This window comes from Streptomyces decoyicus (assembly GCF_019880305.1).
Classification (GTDB): Bacteria; Actinomycetota; Actinomycetes; order Streptomycetales; family Streptomycetaceae; genus Streptomyces; species Streptomyces decoyicus.
On record NZ_CP082301.1, the window covers coordinates 4,388,772 to 4,411,203 of the forward strand.

Annotated in this window: 20 protein-coding genes; 10 read left to right on the plus strand and 10 right to left on the minus strand. The window is 68.9% G+C overall.

Annotated elements, in window-relative coordinates; genetic code table 11:
* Positions 1 to 72: 72 nt before the first annotated feature.
* Positions 73 to 630 carry a hypothetical protein gene (locus K7C20_RS19270; protein ID WP_030075793.1) on the minus strand — a complete coding sequence of 186 codons (558 nt, stop codon included), beginning with the start codon at positions 628 to 630 and terminating at the stop codon, positions 73 to 75.
* A 251-nt stretch (positions 631 to 881) separates the two neighbouring features.
* On the opposite strand from K7C20_RS19270, the gene K7C20_RS19275 reads away from it, so the two are divergent.
* From K7C20_RS19275 to K7C20_RS19285, 3 genes are all read left to right on the plus strand, one after another.
* A complete protein-coding gene (locus tag K7C20_RS19275; RefSeq protein WP_030075795.1) occupies positions 882 to 1,517 on the plus strand; it encodes an HAD family hydrolase in 636 nt (211 codons plus the stop codon).
* 450 nt (positions 1,518 to 1,967) lie between these two features.
* The gene (locus K7C20_RS19280) at positions 1,968 to 3,851 is read left to right on the plus strand and encodes a globin domain-containing protein (RefSeq protein ID WP_030075797.1); all 1,884 of its coding nucleotides are present in this window, start codon (positions 1,968 to 1,970) and stop codon (positions 3,849 to 3,851) included.
* Between the two features lie 49 nt (positions 3,852 to 3,900).
* Positions 3,901 to 4,842, plus strand: coding sequence for a pyridoxamine 5'-phosphate oxidase family protein (locus K7C20_RS19285; protein WP_053210260.1), 942 nt, complete (start codon positions 3,901 to 3,903; stop codon positions 4,840 to 4,842).
* Between the two features lie 42 nt (positions 4,843 to 4,884).
* On the opposite strand, the gene K7C20_RS19290 is transcribed toward K7C20_RS19285, so the two are convergent.
* The 5 genes from K7C20_RS19290 to K7C20_RS19310 form a co-directional block, all read right to left on the minus strand.
* The gene (locus K7C20_RS19290; RefSeq protein WP_030075801.1) at positions 4,885 to 5,364 is read right to left on the minus strand and encodes an NUDIX domain-containing protein; all 480 of its coding nucleotides are present in this window, start codon (positions 5,362 to 5,364) and stop codon (positions 4,885 to 4,887) included.
* A 48-nt stretch (positions 5,365 to 5,412) separates the two neighbouring features.
* Complete coding sequence (locus K7C20_RS19295) at positions 5,413 to 6,309, minus strand: LysR family transcriptional regulator (RefSeq protein WP_030075803.1); 897 nt, start codon at positions 6,307 to 6,309, stop codon at positions 5,413 to 5,415.
* A gap of 310 nt (positions 6,310 to 6,619) precedes the next feature.
* A complete protein-coding gene (locus K7C20_RS19300; RefSeq protein WP_030075805.1) occupies positions 6,620 to 7,747 on the minus strand; it encodes a cystathionine gamma-lyase in 1,128 nt (375 codons plus the stop codon).
* Positions 7,744 to 8,373 carry a low molecular weight protein-tyrosine-phosphatase gene (locus tag K7C20_RS19305; protein WP_030075807.1) on the minus strand — a complete coding sequence of 210 codons (630 nt, stop codon included), beginning with the start codon at positions 8,371 to 8,373 and terminating at the stop codon, positions 7,744 to 7,746. The genes K7C20_RS19300 and K7C20_RS19305 overlap by 4 nt, the downstream gene beginning before the upstream one ends.
* A gap of 3 nt (positions 8,374 to 8,376) precedes the next feature.
* Positions 8,377 to 8,754, minus strand: coding sequence for a phage holin family protein (locus K7C20_RS19310; protein ID WP_030075809.1), 378 nt, complete (start codon positions 8,752 to 8,754; stop codon positions 8,377 to 8,379).
* A gap of 49 nt (positions 8,755 to 8,803) precedes the next feature.
* On the opposite strand from K7C20_RS19310, the gene K7C20_RS19315 reads away from it, so the two are divergent.
* The 3 genes from K7C20_RS19315 (at position 8,804) to K7C20_RS19325 (ending at position 10,741) form a co-directional block, all read left to right on the plus strand.
* Positions 8,804 to 9,121, plus strand: a complete 318-nt coding sequence (locus K7C20_RS19315) for a cupin domain-containing protein (RefSeq protein WP_030075811.1) — start codon at positions 8,804 to 8,806, stop codon at positions 9,119 to 9,121.
* 226 nt (positions 9,122 to 9,347) lie between these two features.
* On the plus strand, positions 9,348 to 9,575 hold the full coding sequence (locus tag K7C20_RS19320; protein ID WP_030075813.1) for a DUF5326 family protein: 228 nt from the start codon (positions 9,348 to 9,350) through the stop codon (positions 9,573 to 9,575).
* A 743-nt stretch (positions 9,576 to 10,318) separates the two neighbouring features.
* Positions 10,319 to 10,741, plus strand: a complete 423-nt coding sequence (locus K7C20_RS19325; RefSeq protein ID WP_030075815.1) for an SsgA family sporulation/cell division regulator — start codon at positions 10,319 to 10,321, stop codon at positions 10,739 to 10,741.
* 187 nt (positions 10,742 to 10,928) lie between these two features.
* Here K7C20_RS19325 and K7C20_RS19330 read toward each other — a convergent pair whose 3' ends face one another.
* Positions 10,929 to 12,335: a YibE/F family protein gene (locus K7C20_RS19330; protein ID WP_030075817.1), complete on the minus strand. Its 1,407-nt coding sequence runs from the start codon at positions 12,333 to 12,335 to the stop codon at positions 10,929 to 10,931.
* A 221-nt stretch (positions 12,336 to 12,556) separates the two neighbouring features.
* Here K7C20_RS19330 and thiC point away from each other — a divergent pair, with 221 nt between their 5' ends.
* Positions 12,557 to 14,338 (plus strand): phosphomethylpyrimidine synthase ThiC, encoded by a 1,782-nt coding sequence (gene thiC, locus K7C20_RS19335; protein ID WP_030075819.1) that lies wholly within the window; start codon positions 12,557 to 12,559, stop codon positions 14,336 to 14,338.
* A gap of 86 nt (positions 14,339 to 14,424) precedes the next feature.
* Here thiC and K7C20_RS19340 read toward each other — a convergent pair whose 3' ends face one another.
* The 3 genes from K7C20_RS19340 to K7C20_RS19350 form a co-directional block, all read right to left on the minus strand.
* The gene (locus tag K7C20_RS19340) at positions 14,425 to 15,309 is read right to left on the minus strand and encodes a G protein-coupled receptor family protein (protein WP_030075820.1); all 885 of its coding nucleotides are present in this window, start codon (positions 15,307 to 15,309) and stop codon (positions 14,425 to 14,427) included.
* A 229-nt stretch (positions 15,310 to 15,538) separates the two neighbouring features.
* Positions 15,539 to 16,666 (minus strand): metallophosphoesterase, encoded by a 1,128-nt coding sequence (locus K7C20_RS19345; RefSeq protein WP_053210261.1) that lies wholly within the window; start codon positions 16,664 to 16,666, stop codon positions 15,539 to 15,541.
* A 251-nt stretch (positions 16,667 to 16,917) separates the two neighbouring features.
* The gene (locus K7C20_RS19350; protein WP_030988789.1) at positions 16,918 to 18,018 is read right to left on the minus strand and encodes a LacI family DNA-binding transcriptional regulator; all 1,101 of its coding nucleotides are present in this window, start codon (positions 18,016 to 18,018) and stop codon (positions 16,918 to 16,920) included.
* Positions 18,019 to 18,432: 414 nt separating this feature from the next.
* Here K7C20_RS19350 and hisC point away from each other — a divergent pair, with 414 nt between their 5' ends.
* The 3 genes from hisC (at position 18,433) to cydB (ending at position 22,390) form a co-directional block, all read left to right on the plus strand.
* Positions 18,433 to 19,512, plus strand: coding sequence for a histidinol-phosphate transaminase (hisC, locus tag K7C20_RS19355; RefSeq protein ID WP_030075824.1), 1,080 nt, complete (start codon positions 18,433 to 18,435; stop codon positions 19,510 to 19,512).
* Between the two features lie 358 nt (positions 19,513 to 19,870).
* The gene (locus K7C20_RS19360) at positions 19,871 to 21,379 is read left to right on the plus strand and encodes a cytochrome ubiquinol oxidase subunit I (RefSeq protein WP_030075826.1); all 1,509 of its coding nucleotides are present in this window, start codon (positions 19,871 to 19,873) and stop codon (positions 21,377 to 21,379) included.
* A 9-nt stretch (positions 21,380 to 21,388) separates the two neighbouring features.
* Complete coding sequence (cydB, locus tag K7C20_RS19365) at positions 21,389 to 22,390, plus strand: cytochrome d ubiquinol oxidase subunit II (RefSeq protein ID WP_030075828.1); 1,002 nt, start codon at positions 21,389 to 21,391, stop codon at positions 22,388 to 22,390.
* Positions 22,391 to 22,432 lie beyond the last annotated feature (42 nt).

Here is a 22,432-nt window from a genome sequence, read left to right on the forward strand (position 1 = left end):
GCAGCCCCGCAGCAGGGCGGGGTCCGCGACGCCCCGCCCTACGAGCGAACGACGCGGCGTCGCGGACACGCCCTAACGGACGCCCGCGCCCTTGATACCGCTCCTTCGCGCCCGGCCGGCGCGGGCCTCGGCCGACTGTGCCTCGCGCAGTCGGCTGCCGCGTTTGGTCAGTCCCCAGGGCTTGAGGACGGAGATCGCGGTGATGAAGAGATAGGTGGCCGTGGCGACCGCCGGTGCGACGACGAGGCTGATGTCCGGGGCCGGGGTGCCCGCCGCGGCCTGGGCGGCCAGGTGGTTGACACCGGGCTGCAGGGAGAAGACCGACAGCAGCACGGTGATGAGCGTCAGCCAGAACTTGAGGTAGACCCAGCGGTGCCTGGCCAGCCCCCAGGCGGTGCGCAGCGACAGCACCAGCCCGCTGACCAGCGAGACCAGGGCGACGGGGAGGACCAGCCAGTCACCGAAGATCTTCATCGCCCGGTAGGCGACGCCTGCCATGTCGGGGGACTCGGTGGTGTAGCCGGTGATGCCGAGCGCGAGCAGCCCGAGAGTGAGACCGAGCCAGCTGACGGAGACGGCGAGGTGAAGGACGAGGAGAGCCCGGCGGGCGGGGCGGCTGAGCTGCTGCATGGGTTCCACGGTGGCGACCCGGGCCCCGCGGTACATCTGCCGGCGGGAGTATCCGCACGTACGCGGGCTTGAGTACGTCACCGGTACGTCCCGGTACGTCCCCGAAGTGCGGTGCCGGAATCTTCTGTTCCGGGGCCCGAGAGTACGGGAGCGGTCGCGCCCTCGCCCCCCCCGGGAATCGTGCGCACCGGTCGCACCCTCCCGCGGGCCCGCCCGAGCCTTCCGCCACTGTGCGTCCTAGGCTCCGGGGCATGGGCAAGCTGCATCTGTTCGATATGGACGGGACTCTGCTCCAGGGGTCCGCGGCCGCCATCGAGATCTCCCGGCAGCTCGGGCTGGACCGGGAGATTGCCGAGCTGGAACGTGGATTTGCCGCGGGTGAACTGACACCTCCGCAGTTCGCGCAGCGGGCATGCGATCTATGGGCCGCCGAGTTGACCGAACTCATGGTGGCCGCGGCTTTTGACGGCGCACCATGGCTGACCGGAATCCGGGAAGTCTGGGCGGATATCCGGGCGCGTGGCGAACGGTGCGCGGTGATTTCCCTCTCGCCGGGTTTCTTCGTCGAACGGCTGCTGGCGTGGGGAGCCGATGCGGCGCATGGTTCCCGCTGGCCCGCGTTGCCGTTCCGGGAAGCGGTGGAGCCGGCCGGCATCCTGTCGTCGGCGGCGAAGGTACACATCGCGGATGAACTCTGTGTGCAGTACGGACTGACCCGAGCCGACTGTGTGGCATACGGCGACTCCATGTCGGACACCGAACTGTTCGCGGCAGTCGGGCAGTCCGTGGCCGTGAATGCGGATCACCATGTCAGTGGGCTGGCCTCATATGTGTACGCGGGCGGTGATCTGCGTGAGGCATACGAGCTGTTGCGTACTGGCCGGTAATTACGCGCTTTCTCCGGCGGATTCGTCCGCTGTGTGTGCTGAAAATGCACTCTGTGGGGAGGATCACTGTTATCGGAGGGCCCGCGCGGAGTGTTCCAAGATCAGGGCTTGTGGTTTCAACTACTGCCGGTATGGTCGAGTCCGGCTTGGCGGAGGGAGGGCTTCCGCGGGTGCGCGAAGGTGGGCTCAAAGCTCGTCAGCCTAGCGGCAAAGCGGCCCTCGGCACCCGGACTTCCGACTATTTGTCCGATGTGATGAGCCGGAGTGACATGCTACTGACGTGGCATCTGCTCCACATTGTCGCGAGGTAGTGAGTGTTGTCCGTTTTGGAGGGTTTTGCCGGAATCGCTTGAGTCGATGAAGAATTCCGGGGCAGGCGGGGGAATTCCGGGCAGTTCCGATCCACGGAAGTGCGAAGACAACCGAAAGACGTTCGAGGCGAGGCAGACCATGGACGCTCCGACCACCACGTCGGCCGATAGCGGCTCTTCCGGCGGGAGCAGTGGCAATTGGGGTTGGTTCACTCCGCCGGCGAAAAAGTCCTCCGATGAACAGCAGGAGCGGCAAAACAGCCAGGACCGGCCACAGGACGAGGACGGCCGGGCCGAACCGGACGGCCGGAGTGAACGCCACGACCGCAGAGACCGCCATGAGCGGAACGCGAGAGACGAACGGAACGACCGGGAACAGATACCCAGTCGGCCGGTCAATTCGATCCGGCCGGTAGGCACCGCCGCCGAGCGTGAGCGAGAGCCGGAGCAGCAGCCGCAGGCTCCTGCGTCGCGGCACGCAGCGGCCCGGCCGTCCGGGGCAGCCGTCTATCTCGAGCAGCCCTTCGCGCCCGCGTACCCCGAGCAGCCCGCCACGTACCCCGAGCAGCCCGCCACGTACCCCGAGCAGCCCGCCGCGGATCCCGGGTACGCCGCCCCGGCCCCGGCCTATGCGCCGCCGCGGCGCGAGGCCGAGCCCCCCAGGGGCCGGGAGCCCGAGCCCGTACACGAATCGGCGCGCCCCACGGGAGCGCCCGCGGTGAGTGTCCCCACCGGCGCCGTGCCCGCCGCGGAGCCGCGCGTCCAGAACGAGGCCCCGGCCGCCGCTCCCTCTGCCTTCACCCCCAAGGCGCGTCCCGCAGCCCCCGCCCCGGAGCCCTCTCTCGACGCCCTGCAAGCCTCGGCCTCGTCCGCAACACCCGCCTCCCCCGACGCGGTTCTCATCCGTCGCACCATGGCGGAAATCGAGCCCGTGGCCGACAAGGTCACGTCGTACTTCTACGCGCTGCTCTTCGTCCAGTACCCCGATCTGCGGGCGCTGTTCCCCGCGTCGATGGACACCCAGCGCGACCGGCTCTTCAAGGCGCTGCTCACCGCCGCCCAGCATGTCGACGACGCCGATGTGCTCACCGCGTACCTCTCGAACCTCGGCCGGGGACACCGCAAATACGGCACCCAGCCCGACCACTACCCGGCGGTCGGCGAGTGCCTGCTCAACGCGCTCGCGCGCTATGCGACGTCCAGTTGGGGGCCGGAGACCCAGGCCGCGTGGGTGCGTGCCTACACCGCGATCTCGCAGATCATGATCGATGCGGCTGCCGAGGACGAGGCCGTGGCCCCCGCCTGGTGGCAGGCCGAGGTCGTCTCCCACGAGCTGCGGACGCCCGACATCGCGGTGGTGATGGTCCGCCCGGACCAGCCCTACCCGTTCCTCGCCGGGCAGTACGCCAGTGTGGAAACCCCCTGGTGGCCACGGGTCTGGCGGCACTACTCCTTCGCCTCGGCGCCGCGCTCCGACGGCCTGCTCTCGTTCCACGTCAAGGCGGTCCCGGCCGGCTGGGTCTCCAACGCCATGGTCCACCGCGCCCGCCCCGGCGATGTCATCCGGCTCGGCGCCCCCGGCGGCTCGATGACCGTCGACCACAGCACGCGCAGCGGTCTGCTGTGCGTCGGCGGCGGCACCGGCATCGCACCCATCAAGGCGCTGGTCGAGGATGTAGCGGAACACGGTGTCCGGCGCCCCGTCGAGGTCTTCTACGGCGCCCGCAGCGACCATGACCTCTACGACCTCGACACCATGCTGCGCCTGGAACAGACCCACCCCTGGCTCTCCGTCCGCCCGGTCGTCGCCACGGGGCCCGCGGCCCGCGGCGGGACGAGCAGCGAAACCGGTCAATTGCCGGATGCAGTACGGCAATACGGGCCGTTCCGGGAATACGACGCCTATCTTTCCGGGCCGCCGGGGTTGATCCGCAGCGGTGTGGACGCTTTGGTGGGGGTCGGCATCCCGACCGAGCGCATACGGCACGACTCGGTGGACCAGCTGGTCTCGGCAGGGGATTGAGATCTTGGCAGCACAGGTCGAATACGGTCCGACAGGGGAGGGGTGGGGCATGCCACGGCAGGAGCGCCCCGGGAGCGACGGCGAGCACTTGGTGCAGCAGAGACTCGGTACGACCGAGCGCGCCGACCGTTTCTACCGGGACCAGGTACTGGACCATCTCAATGTCCGTATGCAGGAGTTCGTGGCCCGACAGGAGATGTTTTTCCTGGCCACGGCCGACCGGCACGGCGAATGCGATGCGACCTTCCGGGCCGGGCCGCCGGGCTTCGTCCAGGTGCTCGACGACCGGACGCTGGCCTACCCGGAATACCGTGGCAACGGTGTCATGGCGTCCATCGGGAACATCTCGGAGAACCCGCGCCTGGGCATCTTGATGGTCGACTTCACCCGAGACCGCATCGGGCTGCACATCAACGGCCGGTCGCGGGTCGTCATGGACGAGGAAATGCGGGCGCACCACCCGGGCCTGCCGGTCGACCCGATCCCCGGCCGACGCGCCCAGCTGTGGGTCACCGTCGAGGTCGAAGAGGCCTATATCCACTGCGCCAAGCACATTCCGCATCTGCAGAAGGTCCCGGCACAGCAGCGCGGGGCGCGAGCGTGGGGCACCGACGACGTCAAGCGCAAGGGCGGCGACTTCTTCGGCTCGGCGGCCGAGGCGGAGCAGCGGCCGCCCTTCCAGCGCGCCGAGCGCAAGAACGAGCATCTCCGGGGCGGACTGCACGAGGACACCGAGGACGAGGTGTACCAAGGTGCGGCCCCGGCGTACGGGAGCGGCCCGGCATACGGAACCGGCATGGACCCTGCCCCACGGGTCGATCCCGCGTACGCCGGGGGACACCGTGCCCCGGTCCGGGGCGACTTCGTGGAGGAGCTGAACGCGGAGTTCCTCGACCGGGTCGAGCGGGTGCTCGCCCGTGCCCAGCCCCATCGGTCGGTGGAGGACGGCCCCGAGTTCAGCGGCTGGTTCGACCGGCCCGACGGCCGCTGACACCGCGCCTGCCGGAGCGGCGGGCGCGGCGGCAGGCGGGCCTCAGCCCAGATCCGGGGCGTGCATCGCCCACACGCCCTCGATGTTGCCGTCGAGGTAGTGCCGCAGTGACAGCGGCACGACCTCGACGGAGGCGATGCCGACGCGGGTGAAGGGCACCCGCACGATCTCGTACTCCCCGCAGGGCTCCTCGACCTCGGGACCGTGCCGGCGCGAGGTGTCCATCGAGTCGAGCCGGCAGACGAAGAAGTGCTGCACCTTCACGCCGTCCACCCCGCCGTCGCTGAAGTGCTCGACGGTGTCGACGAAGACCGGCACCACGTCCTTGATCTTTGCGCCCAGCTCTTCGTCCAGTTCACGGTGGAGGGCGTCGATAACGGTGGCGTCCTCGGGCTCCACACCCCCACCCGGAGTGATCCAGTACGGGGACCGGCCCGGCTTGGTGCGTTTGATCAGAACGAGGTCCGCGCCGTCGAGCAGAATCGCGCGGGCGGTGCGTTTGACGACTGGCCGTACGTTCATAGGGGACAGATGCCGCAGTCACGCCCTGGTGAAACCCACGCCCCTCGGTCACCAGTCGACAGCGGTTCGCAGCAGCCACTCATGCGCCCGCGCGATATGCGGCAGTCCGAGCGTCCCGGTCCGTACGGCCAGGAAGTATGTCCGCAGCGGTGGCACCGGCGGGTCGAGCAGGGCCACGACGTCGCCGTTCTCCAGCGCGTCGGCACACAGATAGCGGGGCAGTACGGCGAGCCCCGCGCCGGCCGTGACGCAGGACAGCACCGCCCGAAGGTCCGCAGCGATCACGGCGGCGGAGGCGGCGGGCTTGGCGTCGAAGACAGCGGACCAGTAGCGGGCGATCAGCGGCAGGCTTTCGTGGACCTCGACGAGCGGCACGGGGTCCAGCACGCGGGCTCCCCCGGCCTGCAGTACCGCGGACCCGCCCAGCTCGACCGCCCAGTGCGGCGCGGCGATCAAAACATGCTCCTCGTCGCAGAGCGGGGTGGCGGTGAGCAGCCCGCCGCGCGGCCTGGTGGTGGTGACGGTCAGATCGTGGTGGCCCGCCGCCAGGCCGGACAGCAGCTCCTCCGCCGGGCCGAAGGCGGTGCGTATGGACAGGCCCTGGGCGATCAGCGGGGTCAGCGCCGGGAGGGCGCGTTCGGCGAGGAACTCCGGGGGACCGGCGAAATGGAGAGTGCGGGTGACGGAGTCCCGGTCCAGTCCGGCCTCGGTGATCTCGGTGAGCGCGTCCAGGTGCGGTGCCACTTTGTGGGCGAGTTCATCGCCGATGGTGGTGGGGGTGACGCCACGGGCGTACCGGAGGAAGAGCGGACGGCCCAACTGGCGTTCCAGCGCCCGGATCTGGCTGGTCACCGCGGGCTGGGAGAGGCCGAGCAGTGCCGCGGCGCGGGTGAAGGAGCCGGCTCGGTGCACGGTGACGAAGGTGCGCAGCAGAGCCAGATCCATCGCGTACCCCCTGCGCCTCTCGGAAGCCTGGTCGCGGGCCAACTATAAATTTGTCGATAGGGCTGTGTCGCTAGCGTGATTGGACAATGACGCTCAGTCAACTAGCCTTGTTCGAGCGGTTCGTTTCACGTGAAACGGTTGGTTTCACGTGAAACGCGTGGACTCGGGGCCATGTGGAACCGCAGGCCGGCAGGGTGACGAGGGGGGATGCCCTGCCGGCCGGCCTCACGCCACTGCCGGTGTGCCGGGCGTGGGCCGCGCTCCGCTTGTTCGACTCGCTCCCCGGCTTCGGTTCATGCCGGTGGCCCGGTCAGTTCTGCGCGGCCTCGTCCAGCGCCCGGATGACATCCGCGACCAGATCCTCCGGCTCCTCGACACCGACCGAGAAGCGGATGAAGCCCTCCGGGACGGCGTCGCCGCCCCAGCGGGCCCGTCGCTCGGCGCTGGACCGTACGCCCCCGAAGCTCGTCGCATCGTCCACCAGGGTCAGCGCGGCCATGAACCGCTCCGCGTGGGCCTTGTCGGGCAGCACGAAGGACACCACGGAGCCGAAGCGGCCCGGACGCATCTGCCGGGCGGCGAGCTCATGGGACGGGTCGGACGGAAGGCCCGGGTGGCGCAGGCCGGTGATCTCGGGGCGGTCGGCCAGCGCCGCGGCCACTGCCAGCGCACCCTCCGACTGCTGGCGGACGCGCAGCGCAAGGGTGGCGAGCGAGCGATGCGCGAGCCAGCTCTCCATCGGGCCGGGAATCGCGCCCACCGTCTTGCGCCACAGCCGCACGGAGTCGGCCAGCGCGGCATCGCGGGTGCTGGCGTACCCCAGCAGGACGTCTCCGTGGCCGGTCAGCGCCTTGGTGCCGCTGGCGACCGAGAAGTCCGCCCCGAGGTCGAGCGGCCGCTGCCCGAGCGGGGTGGCGAGGGTGTTGTCGACGGCGACCAACGCGCCGCGGCGGTGGGCTTCGTCGGCCAGCCGCCGGATGTCACAGACGTCGAGGCCGGGGTTGGACGGGGTTTCGATCCACAGCAGCCGGGCGCCGTCCAGCACATCGAGCTGTGCGTCGTGCGCGGTCGGAGCCGTACGGACCTCGATGCCGTAGCTCTCCAGACGGGTGCGGACGGCCGGCAGCAGCTGGTACCCGTCGTTGGGGAGCACCACCGAGTCGCCGGTGCGCAGCTGGGAGAAGAGGACAGCGGTGATCGCCGCCATCCCGGAGGCGAAGGCGACGGTATGGGCGCTTTCGTCCGGTGATTCGAGCTCACCGATGGCCTGTTCCAGGCGGGTCCAGGTCGGGTTGGCGTCGCGGCCGTATGTGTACGGGCCGACGGCGTCGCCGGGAAGGTGGTAGTGCGCCGCGAACACCGGCCCCGGGACGGTCGGCTCGTAGGCCTCGGGCTCCGGAAGCCCGGCACGTACGGCTCGGGTGCCGTCGCCCGTCATGCGCTCTCCTTCTCTCGCAGTAGGTGCGGGTTCCGTGCCTGGTGCCGGTCGGTGTCGTGCCCGGGTGCGTGGGCCGTGGCCACGGTACGGGCCGTGACGGTGGCGCGGACCGCCGCGAGCAGACCGTCGCTCGCCGTCTCGATCATGTCCAGGCGCTCCTCGAAGCCGGCGAAATCGCCGTAGTACGGATCGGCTACGTCGAGGTCACCGGCGAGGCCGTGGCCGGAGGCGCGGTGGGGCTCCGACGCCGGGCCGGTGTCCGCCATGTCCGCAGCGTACGAGCGCAGCAGACGGATCTTGGCGGCGTCCTGCGAGGTGGGTGCCAGGCCGCGCAGCTCGCGCAGATGGCCGGAGTCGAGCGCGATGACCAGGTCGAGGTGGGCGAACCAGGAGGCGTGGAACTGCCGCGCTGTGTGGGCGGTTTCATAGCCGCCCGCGCGCAGGACGGCGACCGTGCGCGGGTCGGCTCCATCGCCCTCGTGCCAGCCGCCGGTCCCTGCGCTGTCGACCTCGACCAGGCCGTCGAGTCCGTCCTCCGCGAAGCGGGCGCGGAGGACGGACTCCGCCATCGGCGACCGGCAGATGTTGCCGGTGCAGACGAAGCAGATGCGGAAGGGGGCGTTCAAGGATCAGTCCTCGTCGGGAAGGATCACGTGCATCGCCCAGGCCACTATGGAGATGATCACGCCACCGAGCAGTGCCGTCCAAAAGCCGCCCACATGGAAGGCGAGGTCGGCCTTGCCGGCGAGCCAGGAGGTCAGCAGCAGCATCAGCGCGTTCACGACCAGTGTGATCAGGCCGAGCGTGAGGATGAACAGGGGGAAGGACAGCAGCTTCACCACGGGCTTGACCAGGAAATTGACCAGCCCGAAGATCAGCGCGACGAGGACCAGGGTGAGTATCTTGCGACCGGTGTTCTCGCCGGTGAGCGTGATGTCCTTGAGCAGCCAGATGGCCACGGCAAGCGCCGCGGCGTTGGCGATCGTCTTGACCAGAAAATGCTTCATGGTGAGATCGTCGCAGACGAGTCTGAATCATCAGAGGGGTGCGATCGGCATGAAGGCTTTCAGACTGGACGAGCTGGAAGTGGAACGGGCTGCGAACGACGGCGCGTATCTACAGTTCCTGCGGGAACGCAACATGTCGGTCGGGCTGTATGCGCTGGACGCCGGCAGCAGCGATCCGCAGCAGCCGCACGCTCAGGACGAGGTGTATCTCGTGGTCAGCGGCCGGGCGGCGATCACCGTCGGGACGGAGACACAGCCGGTGGCGCGGGGCAGCGTGGTCTATGTGCCGGCCGGAGTGCCCCATAAGTTCCATCACATCAGCGAGGACCTCCGGGTGATGGTGGTCTTCTCTCCTCCTGAGAGCTAAGGGTCGGGCCCCGGTACCCGTAGGGGAAGGGTCAGGGGAGGGCCGGGGCTGCGAAGCCCCCGCGGCCGCGGTCCGCGTCCTAGCATCGTTGGTGCAGGGGGAACCGGAGGTGTGAGGCGACAGACATGCCGCATGCGGACGGTGCCACCACCGCGACAACGGCGCACCAGACGGTCATCGCGGTACGGACAGCGACAGCGCGACAGACAGAAAGCAGGGCAGAGCAGTGGCTGGTAAGGGGATATTCGCAGGGCTTCCGTGGTGGGTCACCTGGGTCGTGGTGCCCGTCGTCCTGATCGTGGTCTTCGGCGGACTGATCACCACCGCGCTCGGCTTCCTGATCAGCGTGCTGTTCAAGGTCCTCATCGCGGCGGCCCTGATCGCCGGAGTCATCTACCTCGTCCGCAGGTCCAGTGGCTCGTCGTCATCGTCCTCGTCGAAGAGCGATTGGTAAGCCGCGGTTTCTCCACCGACCGGCTCCCGCGCCCCGCTGTGAGCGGACGCGGGGGCCGGAGTTGGCAATCGTGAACAGCGAATCCGATCCTCGCCCAGGCCGTCGGCCGGGCCGGCTCCGGGTGCCGGCCCCGGCCCGGATCTCCGAAGCGCCGGCCGCGGCGGGACGGGAGCCGGCGCCCCCGTCTACTTCGCCGTCTACCGCAAGGGTGATGTCGAGAGGCTCGCGGGCACCGATGAACCGGAGTCTTCGCCGGGGGCGGGGCGGGCCGACTTCCGTACCGCCGCAGACGCCCACGCGATCGGGCAATGCCGGCTTGCGCAGCTTGACGAGGTATCGAGCAGAGAGCGCCACGCCCGCCATGCCGTCTTGTTGATAACGCCTTTTTCCGTGCGATCTCAGGACGAATTGCTGCACTGTTTGGATACGGTGCGTTGTCATCAGGGGTCTTTCCTGGTTCGGACATATGCCCTGGGCACGACGTGCCCGGTCCTCCCGGTCCAGGTCGGGGCGGCCGCCGGGGCATCGGCGCATTCTCCGCGCACGGACGAACTGCATCGATTGCGGTCCGTTACAGACCGACTACGAAGAATGGCGGAGGCGACACTAACGACACTCGCCTTCTCTGTCAGTATCTGAAAACTCACTCCTTGTGATCTGCTTGCGCGTGGCAGACGATGGCGCCAATAGGGCTACGGGGGATGTTTCCCGGCCATCTCCGATCAAGTGCGGGGCAGTGGTTGATGACCGACACAGTTCAGGCAGAAGTGATCATGAGCTTCGTCGTCTCGGAGGAGCTCGCGTTCCGGATTCCGGTGCAGCTGGACTTTGCCAGCGCCGATCCGTACGCCGTCCGTCTCACCTTCGATCTGCCCGGAGATGCGCCCGTTACCTGGGCGTTCGGCCGGGAGCTGCTACTGGACGGCCTGAGTCGGCCGTCCGGCGAGGGTGATGTGCGGATCGAGCCTGCCTCCCCCACGCACCTCAGCGATGTCTTCATCAGCCTTCAGGTCGGCGCCGAGCGCGCGCTGTTCCGGGTGAGTGCGGCACCGCTGGTCGCCTTCCTGGACCGTACGGACCGGCTCGTGCCGCTCGGCAAGGAAGAGGTCTGCGACACCCTGGAAGCCGTACTGGACCAGATCCTCACGGAGGCCCCGGCCGGCTGACCCCGAGCCGGACGGACCGTCCACGCCGACGTCATACCGGGTACGCCGGTCCTCCCGCGTACCCGCGCACCTGTATGCCGCTTCCTGGCCGTGCTGCCTCCCTTCGCTGCCCTCGACCTGTGCCCTGCCCCTTCACGCGCCACGTCGCGTGCTTGAAGTCGCCTGCCAGGGGCCGTACTCATGCCCGTCACTGCTTACGCCGCTTGCCCCGTCCCCCGCGCCGGCTGGGCCTGCCCTCCGCGGTGCCTGTCGGCGCGCCGGCAGCGGCCCCGGCTCCCGTACCCGCCCCGGATCCCTCTCCGGCTCCTGCCCCGCCGCCGCTCCCCGGCCCGCCCAGGCCCTTCCGGTCCGCCGAGACGACCAGCGCTGCCAGCAGCGTCGTCAGCGGCACCGCGGCGACCAGTCCGATGCTGCCCACGAGCGTGCGGATGATCTCTTCCGCGACCACCTCGCTCGTGGCGACCGTGCCGACGCTGCTCTGTGCGATCGAGAACAGCAAAAGCAGCGGCAGTGCGGCGCCCGCGTAGGCCAGCACCAGGGTGTTGACGACGGAGGCGATGTGATCCCGGCCGATCCGCATCGCGGCACCGTACAGCTTGCGCCAGCCGGCTGCCTGGTCTGCCTCCTTGAGCTCCCAGACCGCGGCGGTCTGCGTCACCGTCACATCGTCGAGCACACCCAGCGACCCGATGATGATCCCCGCGAGCAGCAGACCGCGGATCTCGATGTCGGGGTACAGGCCGTGCACCAGCCCGGTCGTGTCGTCCGTATTGCCGGTCAGCAGAGCCCAGTTGATGAATACCGAACCGAGCAGCCCGATCAGCAGCAGTGAGGCGAGGGTGCCGAGCACCGCCACCGAGGTACGGGCCGTCAGCCCATGACACAGGTAGAGCGCGATCAGCATGATCGCGCTTCCGCCGATCACCGCCACCAGCAGCGGATTGGAGCCCTGGAGGATCGCCGGGAGGATGAACAGCGTCAGGACCACAAAGCTGGCGGCCAGGGCCACCAGCGCGAGTACTCCACGGAGTCGGCCCACGATCACCACTGCGAGGGCGAAGATCCCAGCCAGCACCCACATCGGGAGCGATCGGTCGACATCGCTGACCGAGTACTGCAGATCCTTCGGCGCCTTGGGGGAGTACGCCACCACCACGTCCTGCCCGGTGGTGTAGTGGCGCAGCGCGTCCGGTGTCACCACCGTCTGGAAGGTACGCCCGGCGTTCTCTCCCGTGGTGACCTTGATCGTCGCCTGCTGGCAGGGCTTGCCCTTGGACGCTCCCCCGGTCGGTGGCTGTCCCGTCGGAGACGGCGGCTGGGGCTGCTGCTCGGCATGGACATCCGCACAGTTCACCTCCGCCACTTTGATGACTCTGGCCTGCTCCGTGGGCTGGTCGAAGCCGACGCCGGAGGGCTTATGGGAGGGCGCGCCGCCTGGCCACAGCACGACCAGGCCGACCGCCACCGCAGCCGCGAAGGGGATCAGCACTGCTGCGATGACCTTGCGCAGATGCCGGGAGACCGGCGTGGCAGGGCCATGGCCGTGCGCATGTGAGTGCACGGCGGACTGGTGGTGGGACTCGTGAGGGCTCACCGCCCGATCATCGCAAGAACTCTCGGGGCCCCCTGTTCACCCCGCCACATCGGCCGCTACCGTGGTGGCACCTTTGCAATCGCGGGAGCTCGGAGCACCGGGCTGAGAGGGCGCTGACCTTCGTCCCAGCGGCGTTTCACGTGAAACGCCCATGGACGGAAGCCGCTGCGTCGACCGCCGAACCTGTTACCGGGTAATGCCGGCGTAGGGAGTTGGGTCTCATGACTCTGCAGGATGCACGCACGCCCGAAAACGGAAACGGTGCCGACGGCAGTGAGCCGCAGATCGGCTGGCACAAGGGCTATGTCTCCGGATCGCGCTCGGACCTTCGGGTCCCGGTCCGGCGGGTGCACCTCACCAACGGCAACGACGTGACGCTCTACGACACGTCAGGGCCGTACACCGACCCCAATATCGATACCGACGTCCGCCGTGGTCTGGCGCCGCTGCGGGAGAACTGGATCATTGCCCGCGGCGACACCGAGGAGTACGCGGGCCGCCCCATGCGGCCGGAGGACGACGGCCTCAAGCACACCTCGCCGCGCGGTGGACTCAAGAACCTCGACGCGGTCTTCCCGGGCCGCCCCCGCCAGCCGCGCCGCGGCCGTGACGGCGCCGCGGTCACCCAGCTCGCGTACGCGCAGCGCGGCGAGATCACCGCGGAGATGGAGTACGTCGCCCTCCGCGAGAACGTCACGCCCGAGTTCGTACGCGATGAGATCGCGGCGGGCCGCGCGGTGCTGCCGTCCAACATCAACCACCCGGAGATCGAGCCGATGATCATCGGCAAGAACTTCCTGGTGAAGGTGAACGCCAACATCGGTAATTCGGCGGTCACTTCCTCCATCGAGGAGGAGGTGGAGAAGATGACCTGGGCGACCCGCTGGGGTGCCGACACGGTCATGGATCTGTCCACCGGCCGCAATATCCACACCACCCGCGAATGGGTGCTCCGCAACTCCCCCGTCCCCATCGGCACCGTCCCGCTCTACCAGGCGCTGGAGAAGGTCGACGGCAAGGCCGAGGAGCTGACCTGGGAGATCTACAAGGACACCGTCATCGAGCAGGCGGAACAGGGCGTCGACTACATGACGGTGCACGCCGGTGTGCTGCTCCGGTACGTCCCGCTCACGGCCCGCCGCAAGACCGGCATCGTCTCCCGCGGCGGATCGATCATGGCCGCCTGGTGCCTGGCACACCACCAGGAGCCGTTCCTCTACACGCACTTCGAGGAGCTCTGCGAGATCCTCGCCTCCTACGACGTCACCTACTCGCTCGGTGACGGTCTGCGCCCCGGCTCCATCGCGGACGCCAATGACGAGGCGCAGTTCGCGGAGCTGCGGACGCTCGGCGAGCTGAACACCATCGCCAAGCGGCACGGCGTACAGACGATGATCGAGGGCCCGGGACATGTCCCGATGCACAAGATCAAGGAGAACATCGACCTCCAGCAGGAGATCTGCGAGGAGGCCCCGTTCTATACGCTCGGCCCGCTGACCACCGACATCGCACCCGCCTACGACCACATCACCTCGGGTATCGGCGCGGCGATGATCGCCTGGTGGGGCACCGCCATGCTCTGCTACGTCACGCCCAAGGAGCACCTGGGCCTGCCGGACCGCGATGACGTCAAGACCGGCGTCATCACGTACAAGATCGCGGCGCATGCGGCCGACCTGGCCAAGGGGCACCCGGGGGCCCAGGAATGGGACGACGCGCTCTCCGACGCCCGCTTCGAGTTCCGCTGGGAGGACCAGTTCAACCTGGCTCTCGACCCGGACACGGCCCGCGCCTTCCACGACGCGACGCTGCCCGCCGAGCCGGCGAAGACGGCCCACTTCTGCTCGATGTGCGGCCCGAAGTTCTGCTCGATGAAGATCAGTCAGGACATCCGCCGCGAACACGGGGGTGATCTGGCGATCGACGCCGAGGCCGGGATGGCCGAGAAGTCGAAGGAGTTCGCGGCGGCGGGCAACCGCGTGTACCTGCCGATCGCCGACTAGCCGGAGTTCGGACACCTGTGAGGGAGGGCCCCTACCGAGGAGGTAGGGGCCCTCCGCCGTCCCGGCCCTGATCCGCCGGACAGGCCCTAGTCCGGCCGGTGGTCAGGCCCCCCGTAATCCGGGCTGGTGAAGTCCGGGCTGGAGTAGCGCGGGCGGGACCCCGAGGAGCCGCTGTCGGGGCTGGTGAACTCGGGACGGGTGTAGCCGAGAGTCGGGATGCGGCTCTCGGGGGACGGGGCACGGCGGGGGACATAGCGGGCCGGGTCGTCGTCCGGGGCGGCCGTGGGGTCGGTGAGGGCCTCACGGAGAAACGGCAGCAGGCCGCGCTCCAGGAGGGCGCGGCGCCATGCCTCACGGGCGTGGTCCAGCGCCTCCCCCAGTTCATCGGCTCTGGCGGCCTGTGCGGACGAGCCGTTGCGCAGGGCCGTGACGAGGAGGCCTGCCATCGCGACGAGGGTGCCTGCGGCGGTCAGTGCAGCGAAGATCCAGCCGACGCTGATCAGCGGCTGTGCCAGGGACTTGTCGGGGCTGAGGGCGCGCAGCACATAACCGATGAGGAGGAAGAGGACCGCGGCGATGCCGGCCAGGACGGGGGCGAGGACGGCGACCATGGCGGTGAGTCCGGCGCCGGTGGATCCGGCCTCGTCGAGGACGGTGGCGGTGGCCGGTCCTGGGCTCCCGTCGGCCGCCCCGTTCTGCTCCCCGTCGTCCGCTTCGGGGCGGGACGGTGCGGGCACCGGCGCGCGCAACTCGGCGCGGAGCTGTACATAGCGTTGGTATTCGGCCGTGGCGCATGCGGCAATGGCGGTGGTCGCGCTGAGCGCCATCGTGCGCAACTGCTCGGTATTGAGCTGGTTTCCCGCGGTGGTGGTGAAGTCGTCCGGGCGGTAGGCGGCGGTGCGCAGCGCCTCATCAAGGAGCCGCGCAAATTCCGCGCGGTCCTCGTTCAACAGGTGCGGAGCGCTGTTCATGTGGATCCCCCGATGCTCCGTAGGGCCGTACGGCCGGCGTTGGCCGGGCAGTGGGCGGAAACGGAGGAGAGCCTGCTACGGATAGTCCGATGGTAGAGCGACTCCGGCGCGGGGTGACAGAGAGTTTACGGAATTTGAGTAATGCCACGACCGGATTGCGCCCGTGCTGCCCCCGACGGCGTGCCGACCGCCCACTGCGCAGCCTGCCGCACGCCGGTCACGATAACGCTCAGCCCGCCAGCGGAAGTTGAACGACCAAGAGCTTTCCGGCCATCGTGATGCCGCCGTCCATGGCGATGGCCAGGCCGTCCGCGTAGACATGCGGACCGTCGACCGCGATGGCTTCGCTCTCGCCCTCCTCCGTCCCGACCTCGCCCAGCAGATAGGGAATCGGGCTGTGGCCGTGTACGACGCGGTCGCCACCGTAGGCGTCGAGGAGTTCGCGGACGGCGTCCGAGCCGGCCTCGTCGCGGAAGGCGAAGCGCTTGGTGAACTTGCGGAACAGATCCCAGACTTCGTCCGCGTCGCTGCGGGTGAGGACGTCGTGGACGGTGTCGTTGACGGCCTCGATGGAGTCGCCGTATTCGAGGTAGGCGGTGGTGTCGGAGTGCACGAGCAGATGCCCGTCCTCCTCCATCACGGCGTCCAGCCGGGCCATCCACTGGAGGTGGTGGTCCTCCAGGCGGTCCATATCGGTCTTCTGGCCGCCGTTGAGGAGCCAGGCGGCCTGGAAGGAGGCGGTGCCGGCGCCGGACTGTACGGGGGTGTCGCCGAACCGCTTGGCGCCCAGCAGCAGGAGCTCGTGATTGCCCATCAGGGCCTTGCAGTAGCCACCGGCCGCCGCGGCCTCAGCGGAGAGCTGCATGACGAGGTCGATGACGCCGATGCCGTCGGGGCCGCGGTCGGTGAAGTCGCCGAGGAACCAGAGCCGGGCGTTGCCGGCCGCCCAGTTGCCGTCGGCGTCGATCAGGCCCTCGACGGCCAGCGCCTCGCGCAGCTCGTCGTAGTAGCCGTGCACATCGCCGACGACATACAGCGGGCCCATGCCCTCGGGCGCGTCGGGCTCCTGGGCCGGTTCGGGCACCGGGACGACGACGGGGCTGTCGATGAGGGTGTCCGTGCGGCCGGGCTCGATGACCGGGAGGTCGCGCGCGGTCGGGGTGTACTCCTCGGGCAGCTCGGCCGGCGGGGCCGCGGGCGGCACCACGGGGGGCGCCGCCGGAGGCGCGGGCGGGGCGCCGGCGGGCAGATGGAGCGGCGGGCCGACCGGCGGCACGGGGGACCCGGCGGACGCGCCGGAGGGTACTCCGGGTGGCGGAACAGACGCCGCAGCGTTTCCCGCCATGGTCCACACCATGGGTCCCTGGCTGGCCCCCTGAGTCATCGACCCCTCCACCGTCGCGCCGCCGTGCACCTCTCGGACCTTTGCCTGGTCGACGGCGGTCCGCGGTGTCGTGCGCCCATCATAGGAATGCCGATCGCGGGTTGTGACGCACCCGGGGGTGGTCAATCCGCCGGAGCCCGGCGTTCACGGCTGATTTATCCCGGGATCACCCTGTTTTTTCCTCGAAGAAGAGATCGCCCGGTCGCTCGTATGAGGGAGCACACTCAGTCGCCGGTGGGTCCTCGTGGCGGGCTGACGGTCGTTCTCGGGGAACGTCGCTGGGACGAGGCCCGGACGATCAGATCGGTCGGTATGACCTGTTCGACGGGCCGGCCGTTGTCGAGCCCCTCGATGGCGTCGATGAGGATCTGTACGACGGCGGTGCCGATGCGGCGCGGCTTGAGGGACAGCGTGGTGACGGGCGGCTCGGTGGCGGCGTAGAGGGTGGACTCGCTGCAGCAGACCAGCAGCAGGTCCTCCGGCACTCTCAGGCCGTACCGCCGGGCGGCGGCGAGCAGGTCCGTGCCGTTGGGGTCGAAGAGCCCGTAGACGGCGTCCGGGCGGTCCGGGCGGGCCAGCAGCCGGTCGGCGGCGACGGCTCCGGCACACGGGTCGTGTGCCGGGTAGGCCTCGTACACCGGGTCCTGGCCGACCCGCTCGCACCAGCGCAGATAGGCGGTGGTCGACAGCCGGGTGTAGGTGTCGGTGGTGTTGCCCGTGAGCAGTCCGATGCGGCGGGCGCCGGCGTCGGCGAGATGGTCGAGCAGACCGAGGACGGCCGCCTCGTGATCGTTGTCTACCCAGCCGGTGACGGGCAGTGCGCCGCCGGGGCGGCCGTCCGAGACGACGGGGATGCCGTGCCGGACGAGTTCGGTGACGACGGGGTCGCCGTCGGCGGGGTCGATGACGACGGTGCCGTCCAGGGCGACGTTGGACCACACGTCGTGGCGCGAGGTCGCGGGGAGGATGACCAGCGCATAGCCGCGGGCCAGGGCCGCTGAGGTGGCGGCTCTGGCCATCTCGGCGAAGTACGCGAATTCGGTGAAGGTGAAAGGTTCGTCCCCGTACGTGGTCACGGTCAGGCCCAGAAGTCCTGACTTGCCGGTACGGAGGGTGCGGGCGGCTGCGGACGGGCGGTAGCCCAGCCGGTCGGCCACCTCGCGGACATGGCTACGGGTGGCATCCGGAAGCCGGCCCTTGCCGTTGAGCGCGTCGGAGACGGTCGTGATCGACACACCGGCTGCGGCGGCCACGTCCCGGATGCCCGCCCGCCCCAGCCGGCGACCGGTCGACCGGCTCACCTGGTGCTTCCCTGCTGCTGTCATGGCGAGCCGATAGTAGGGCTCATTAGGGCCATTCGCGGGGCCCGGCCGACGGTGGTGAAGAGGTACGTTTCTGCATGGCGATCAACGAGCAATTCCCGGAAAAACCAAGGACGTTGGCGTGATAAGTGATCATTCCGGGGGAGGTATGGCGCCTTCGCCTGCCGATCGGCCCGGGTCCCGTATCGGTCTCAAGTCACCTTGACGGGGGATGCGCGCCACGGCGTAGGCCACCGGCGCGCGCCGGACTGGACGGCGCCCCCTGGGGGCTCTGCGCGGGCTTCCCAGATGGCGGTCAGGGGTGCGTGGGGGAGCCCGGCGCCGGACTCGGGGCGGGCCGGGGCTGCCGCCGAACGGGTCAATCCTCATAAGGTGTGCAGTATTGGAGAAGGGCAGGACGGTCGAGGAGGACCTGCGGTGAGCGAGAAGACCCCCAAGCTGCGTGCTGCGCTGGACGGCATTCCGACCTACAAGCCGGGACGGCCGGCAGCGACCGGCGGCCCCGTCACGTACAAGCTGTCCTCCAACGAGAACCCCTATCCGCCGCTGCCGGGCGTCCTGGAGAGCGCGGTGACCGCCGCCGGCTCCTTCAACCGCTACCCGGACATGGCCTGCACGGGCCTGATGGCGGAGCTGTCCGAGCGGTTCTCGGTGCCCCTGGAGCATCTGGCGACCGGCACCGGATCGGTCGGGGTGGCCCAGCAGCTGGTCCAGTCGACGGCCGGGCCCGGCGATGAAGTGATCTACGCCTGGCGATCCTTCGAGGCGTACCCGATCGTCACCCAGGTCTCCGGCGCCACGTCCGTGCAGGTCCCGCTGACCTCCGATGAGGTCCACGACCTGGACGCGATGCTCGCCGCGATCACCGACCGGACCCGGTTGATCTTCGTCTGCAACCCCAACAACCCCACCGGCACCGTCGTGCGCCGTGCGGAGCTGGAGTCCTTCCTGGACCGGGTGCCGAGCGATGTGCTGGTGGTGCTGGACGAGGCGTACTGCGAGTTCGTGCGTGATCCCTCGGTGCCGAACGGCATCGATCTCTACCGCGACCGTCCCAATGTGTGTGTGCTGCGCACCTTCTCCAAGGCGTACGGCCTGGCGGGGCTGCGGGTGGGCTTTGCGGTGGCGCATGAGCCGGTGGCCGCCGCGCTGCGCAAGACGGCGGTGCCGTTCGGCGTGAGCCAGCTGGCGCAGGAGGCGGCGGTGGCGTCGCTGCGCAGCGAGAAGGCGCTGCTGGAGCGGGTCGATGCGCTGGTGACCGAGCGGGCGCGGGTCGTGGACGGGCTGCTCGGGCAGGGCTGGACCGTTCCCGAGTCACAGGCGAACTTCGTCTGGCTGCGGCTGGGGGACCGTACGACCGACTTCGCGGCGGCCTGTGAGCGGGCCGGTGTGGTCGTGCGGCCGTTCGCCGGCGAGGGGGTGCGGGTGACGATCGGGGAGAGCCCGGCGATGGATCTGTTCCTCCAGGCCGCGGAGGAGTTCCGCAAGGCGCTGTAAGCCCGTCGTCGGACGTGGCAATGGCGTCGTGGGAACGGCGTCGTACGACATGGCAAGAGGCCGTAGGTCCCTGACCTACGGCCTCTTGCGCGAGGCGCTGTTTTGCGCCGCTGAGGGCGATGGCCCGAGCGCGCAGGGCACCGTCGAGGCGGCCCGGGACGTGGCAGGTGGAGGACCTCCCGGTGCCCTGGATTCCGGCGTGACCGCAGTCACGTACCCCCCGGCAAGAATGGCTGGGGGGCGTAGGAGATAATTGCTTGTGAATGTGAACGCGTTCACAAGCGCGTCCCGTATGGGCCCCTTTATGTGGCGCAAATGGGGCGTTGCCGTAGTGCAACGGCGACGTAAGGAGCACGGCATGGAACTGGCGTTGGCGCCAGAGACTCTGGCGCGATGGCAATTCGGCATCACCACCGTCTACCACTTCCTGTTCGTCCCCCTGACGATCTCCCTCGCCGCTCTGGTGGCCGGACTCGAGACCGCATGGGTACGCACGGGGAAGCAGAAGTACCTCAAGGCCACCAAGTTCTGGGGCAAGCTGTTTCTGATCAACATCGCGATGGGTGTCGTCACCGGCATCGTCCAGGAGTTCCAGTTCGGTATGAACTGGTCCGCCTACTCGCGGTTCGTCGGTGACGTCTTCGGTGCCCCGCTGGCCTTCGAGGCGCTCATCGCGTTCTTCTTCGAGTCCACCTTCATCGGCCTGTGGATCTTCGGCTGGGACAAGCTGCCGAAGAAGATCCACTGCTTCTGCATGTGGATGGTCTCGATCGGCACGATCCTGTCGGCGTACTTCATCCTCGCGGCGAACTCCTGGATGCAGCACCCGGTCGGCTACAAGTACAACGCCGCGAACGGCCGTGCCGAGCTGACCGACTTCTGGAAGGTGCTGACCCAGGACACCACCCTGGTGGTCGTCTTCCACACGCTGACCGCGGCCTTCCTGACCGGTGCCGCGTTCATGGTCGGTATCGCCGCCTTCCATCTGATGCGCAAGAAGCACATCAAGGTCATGCGGACGTCGCTGCGGCTCGGGCTGATCACGCTGGTCATCTCGGGCATCCTCACCGCGGTCAGCGGTGACTCGCTCGGCAAGGTCATGTTCAAGCAGCAGCCGATGAAGATGGCCGCCGCCGAGGCGCTGTGGGACAAGGAGGAGCCGGCACCGTTCTCGGTCTTCGCCTACGGGGATGTCGACAAGGGCCACAACTCGGTCGCCATCGAGATACCCGGCCTGCTCTCCTTCCTCGCGCACAACGACTTCACCTCGCCGGTCCCCGGCATCAACGACGTCAACAAGTCCGAGCAGCAGAAGTTCGGGCCCGGCGACTACCGCCCCAACATCCCGGTCGCCTACTGGGGCTTCCGCTGGATGATCGGCTTCGGTATGTCGTCCTTCGCCATCGGGCTCGCCGGGCTCTGGCTCACCCGTAAGAAGTTCTGGCTGGCGCCGGGGCTGCGTACGGGGGACGAGGAACCACCGCTTCTCGCGCTCACCAAGAACAAGGTGCTCGGTGCCCGTCTGAGCAAGTGGTACTGGTCGCTCGCCTTCGTCACCCTCGGCTTCCCGCTCATCGCGAGCTCGTGGGGCTGGATCTTCACCGAGATGGGCCGCCAGCCCTGGGTCGTCTACGGAGTGCTGCGCACCTCGGACGCGGTGTCCCCGGGCGTCTCGCAGGGCGAGGTGCTCACCTCGATGATCGTCTTCACCGCGCTCTACGCGGTCCTCGCCGTGGTCGAGGTCAAGCTGCTGGTGAAGTACATCAAGGCCGGCCCGCAGGAGCTCACCGACTCCGACCTCAACCCGCCCACCAAGATCGGCGGCGACAGCGCGTACGCCGACCGGCCGATGGCCTTCTCGTACTAGGAGGCGACTGTGCAACTCCACGACGTCTGGTTCGTCCTGATCGCCGTCCTCTGGACCGGGTACTTCTTCCTCGAAGGATTCGACTTCGGAATCGGCATCCACACCAAGCTCCTCGCCCGCGACCGGCGCGAGAAGCGCGTACTGATCAACACCATCGGCCCGGTCTGGGACGGCAACGAGGTCTGGCTGATCAGCGCGGCCGGCGCGACCTTCGCCGCCTTCCCCGACTGGTACGCCACCCTCTTCTCCGGCTTCTATCTGCCGCTGCTGCTGATCCTGGTGTGCCTGATCGTGCGCGGGGTCGCCTTCGAGTACCGCCACAAGCGGTCAGAGGAGCACTGGCAGCGGAACTGGGAAAACGCGATCTTCTGGGCCTCACTGCTGCCCGCGCTGCTCTGGGGCGTCCTGTTCGGCAACATCGTGCACGGCGTCAAGATCGACGCTCACAAGGAGTACGTCGGGAGCGTTCTCGACCTGCTGAACCCCTACGCGATCCTGGGCGGGCTGCTCACGCTGACGCTGTTCACCTTCCACGGCGCAGTGTTCGCCTCGCTGAAGACGACGGGCGACATCCGGCAGCGGGCACGCAGGATGGCGACCGTCCTCGGATTGCTCACCGCGGTGCCGACGGTCGGTTTCCTCGGCTGGACGCAGGCCGACAAGGGCGACGGCACCAGCCTGATCGCCATGATCGTCGCGGTGGTCGCGCTGGCCGCGGCGCTCGGGGCCAACAAGATCGGGCGCGAAGGGTGGGCGTTCGCGTTCTCCGGCATCACCGTCGTGGCCGCCGTCGCGATGCTGTTCCTGACGCTCTTCCCGAACGTCATGCCGTCCACGCTGAACGAGAGCTGGAACCTCACGGTCGGCAATGCCTCGTCCAGCCCCTACACCCTGAAGATCATCACGTGGTGTGCCGGTTTCGCCACGCCGCTGGTGATGCTCTACCAAGGGTGGACGTACTGGGTGTTCCGCAAGCGGATCGGCACCCAGCACATCGCCGATGCCCACTAGCTGAGCCACCGCCCTCTCGGGGGCGGCCTCAGCAGGACGGAT

Excerpts from the sequence above, each read along its gene's own strand:
- K7C20_RS19280 (WP_030075797.1), top strand. The coding sequence starts at position 1,968 with ATGGACGCTCCGACCACCACGTCGGCCGATAGCGGCTCTTCCGGCGGG.
- K7C20_RS19275 (WP_030075795.1), top strand. The coding sequence starts at position 882 with ATGGGCAAGCTGCATCTGTTCGATATGGACGGGACTCTGCTCCAGGGG.
- K7C20_RS19340 (WP_030075820.1), bottom strand. The coding sequence starts at position 15,309 with ATGAACAGCGCTCCGCACCTGTTGAACGAGGACCGCGCGGAATTTGCG.
- K7C20_RS19285 (WP_053210260.1), top strand. The coding sequence starts at position 3,901 with ATGCCACGGCAGGAGCGCCCCGGGAGCGACGGCGAGCACTTGGTGCAG.
- K7C20_RS19345 (WP_053210261.1), bottom strand. The coding sequence starts at position 16,666 with ATGGTGTGGACCATGGCGGGAAACGCTGCGGCGTCTGTTCCGCCACCC.
- K7C20_RS19310 (WP_030075809.1), bottom strand. The coding sequence starts at position 8,754 with ATGAAGCATTTTCTGGTCAAGACGATCGCCAACGCCGCGGCGCTTGCC.
- thiC (WP_030075819.1), top strand. The coding sequence starts at position 12,557 with ATGACTCTGCAGGATGCACGCACGCCCGAAAACGGAAACGGTGCCGAC.
- K7C20_RS19350 (WP_030988789.1), bottom strand. The coding sequence starts at position 18,018 with ATGACAGCAGCAGGGAAGCACCAGGTGAGCCGGTCGACCGGTCGCCGG.
- K7C20_RS19300 (WP_030075805.1), bottom strand. The coding sequence starts at position 7,747 with ATGACGGGCGACGGCACCCGAGCCGTACGTGCCGGGCTTCCGGAGCCC.
- K7C20_RS19270 (WP_030075793.1), bottom strand. The coding sequence starts at position 630 with ATGCAGCAGCTCAGCCGCCCCGCCCGCCGGGCTCTCCTCGTCCTTCAC.
- K7C20_RS19325 (WP_030075815.1), top strand. The coding sequence starts at position 10,319 with ATGACCGACACAGTTCAGGCAGAAGTGATCATGAGCTTCGTCGTCTCG.
- K7C20_RS19295 (WP_030075803.1), bottom strand. The coding sequence starts at position 6,309 with ATGGATCTGGCTCTGCTGCGCACCTTCGTCACCGTGCACCGAGCCGGC.
- K7C20_RS19315 (WP_030075811.1), top strand. The coding sequence starts at position 8,804 with ATGAAGGCTTTCAGACTGGACGAGCTGGAAGTGGAACGGGCTGCGAAC.
- K7C20_RS19360 (WP_030075826.1), top strand. The coding sequence starts at position 19,871 with ATGGAACTGGCGTTGGCGCCAGAGACTCTGGCGCGATGGCAATTCGGC.
- K7C20_RS19290 (WP_030075801.1), bottom strand. The coding sequence starts at position 5,364 with ATGAACGTACGGCCAGTCGTCAAACGCACCGCCCGCGCGATTCTGCTC.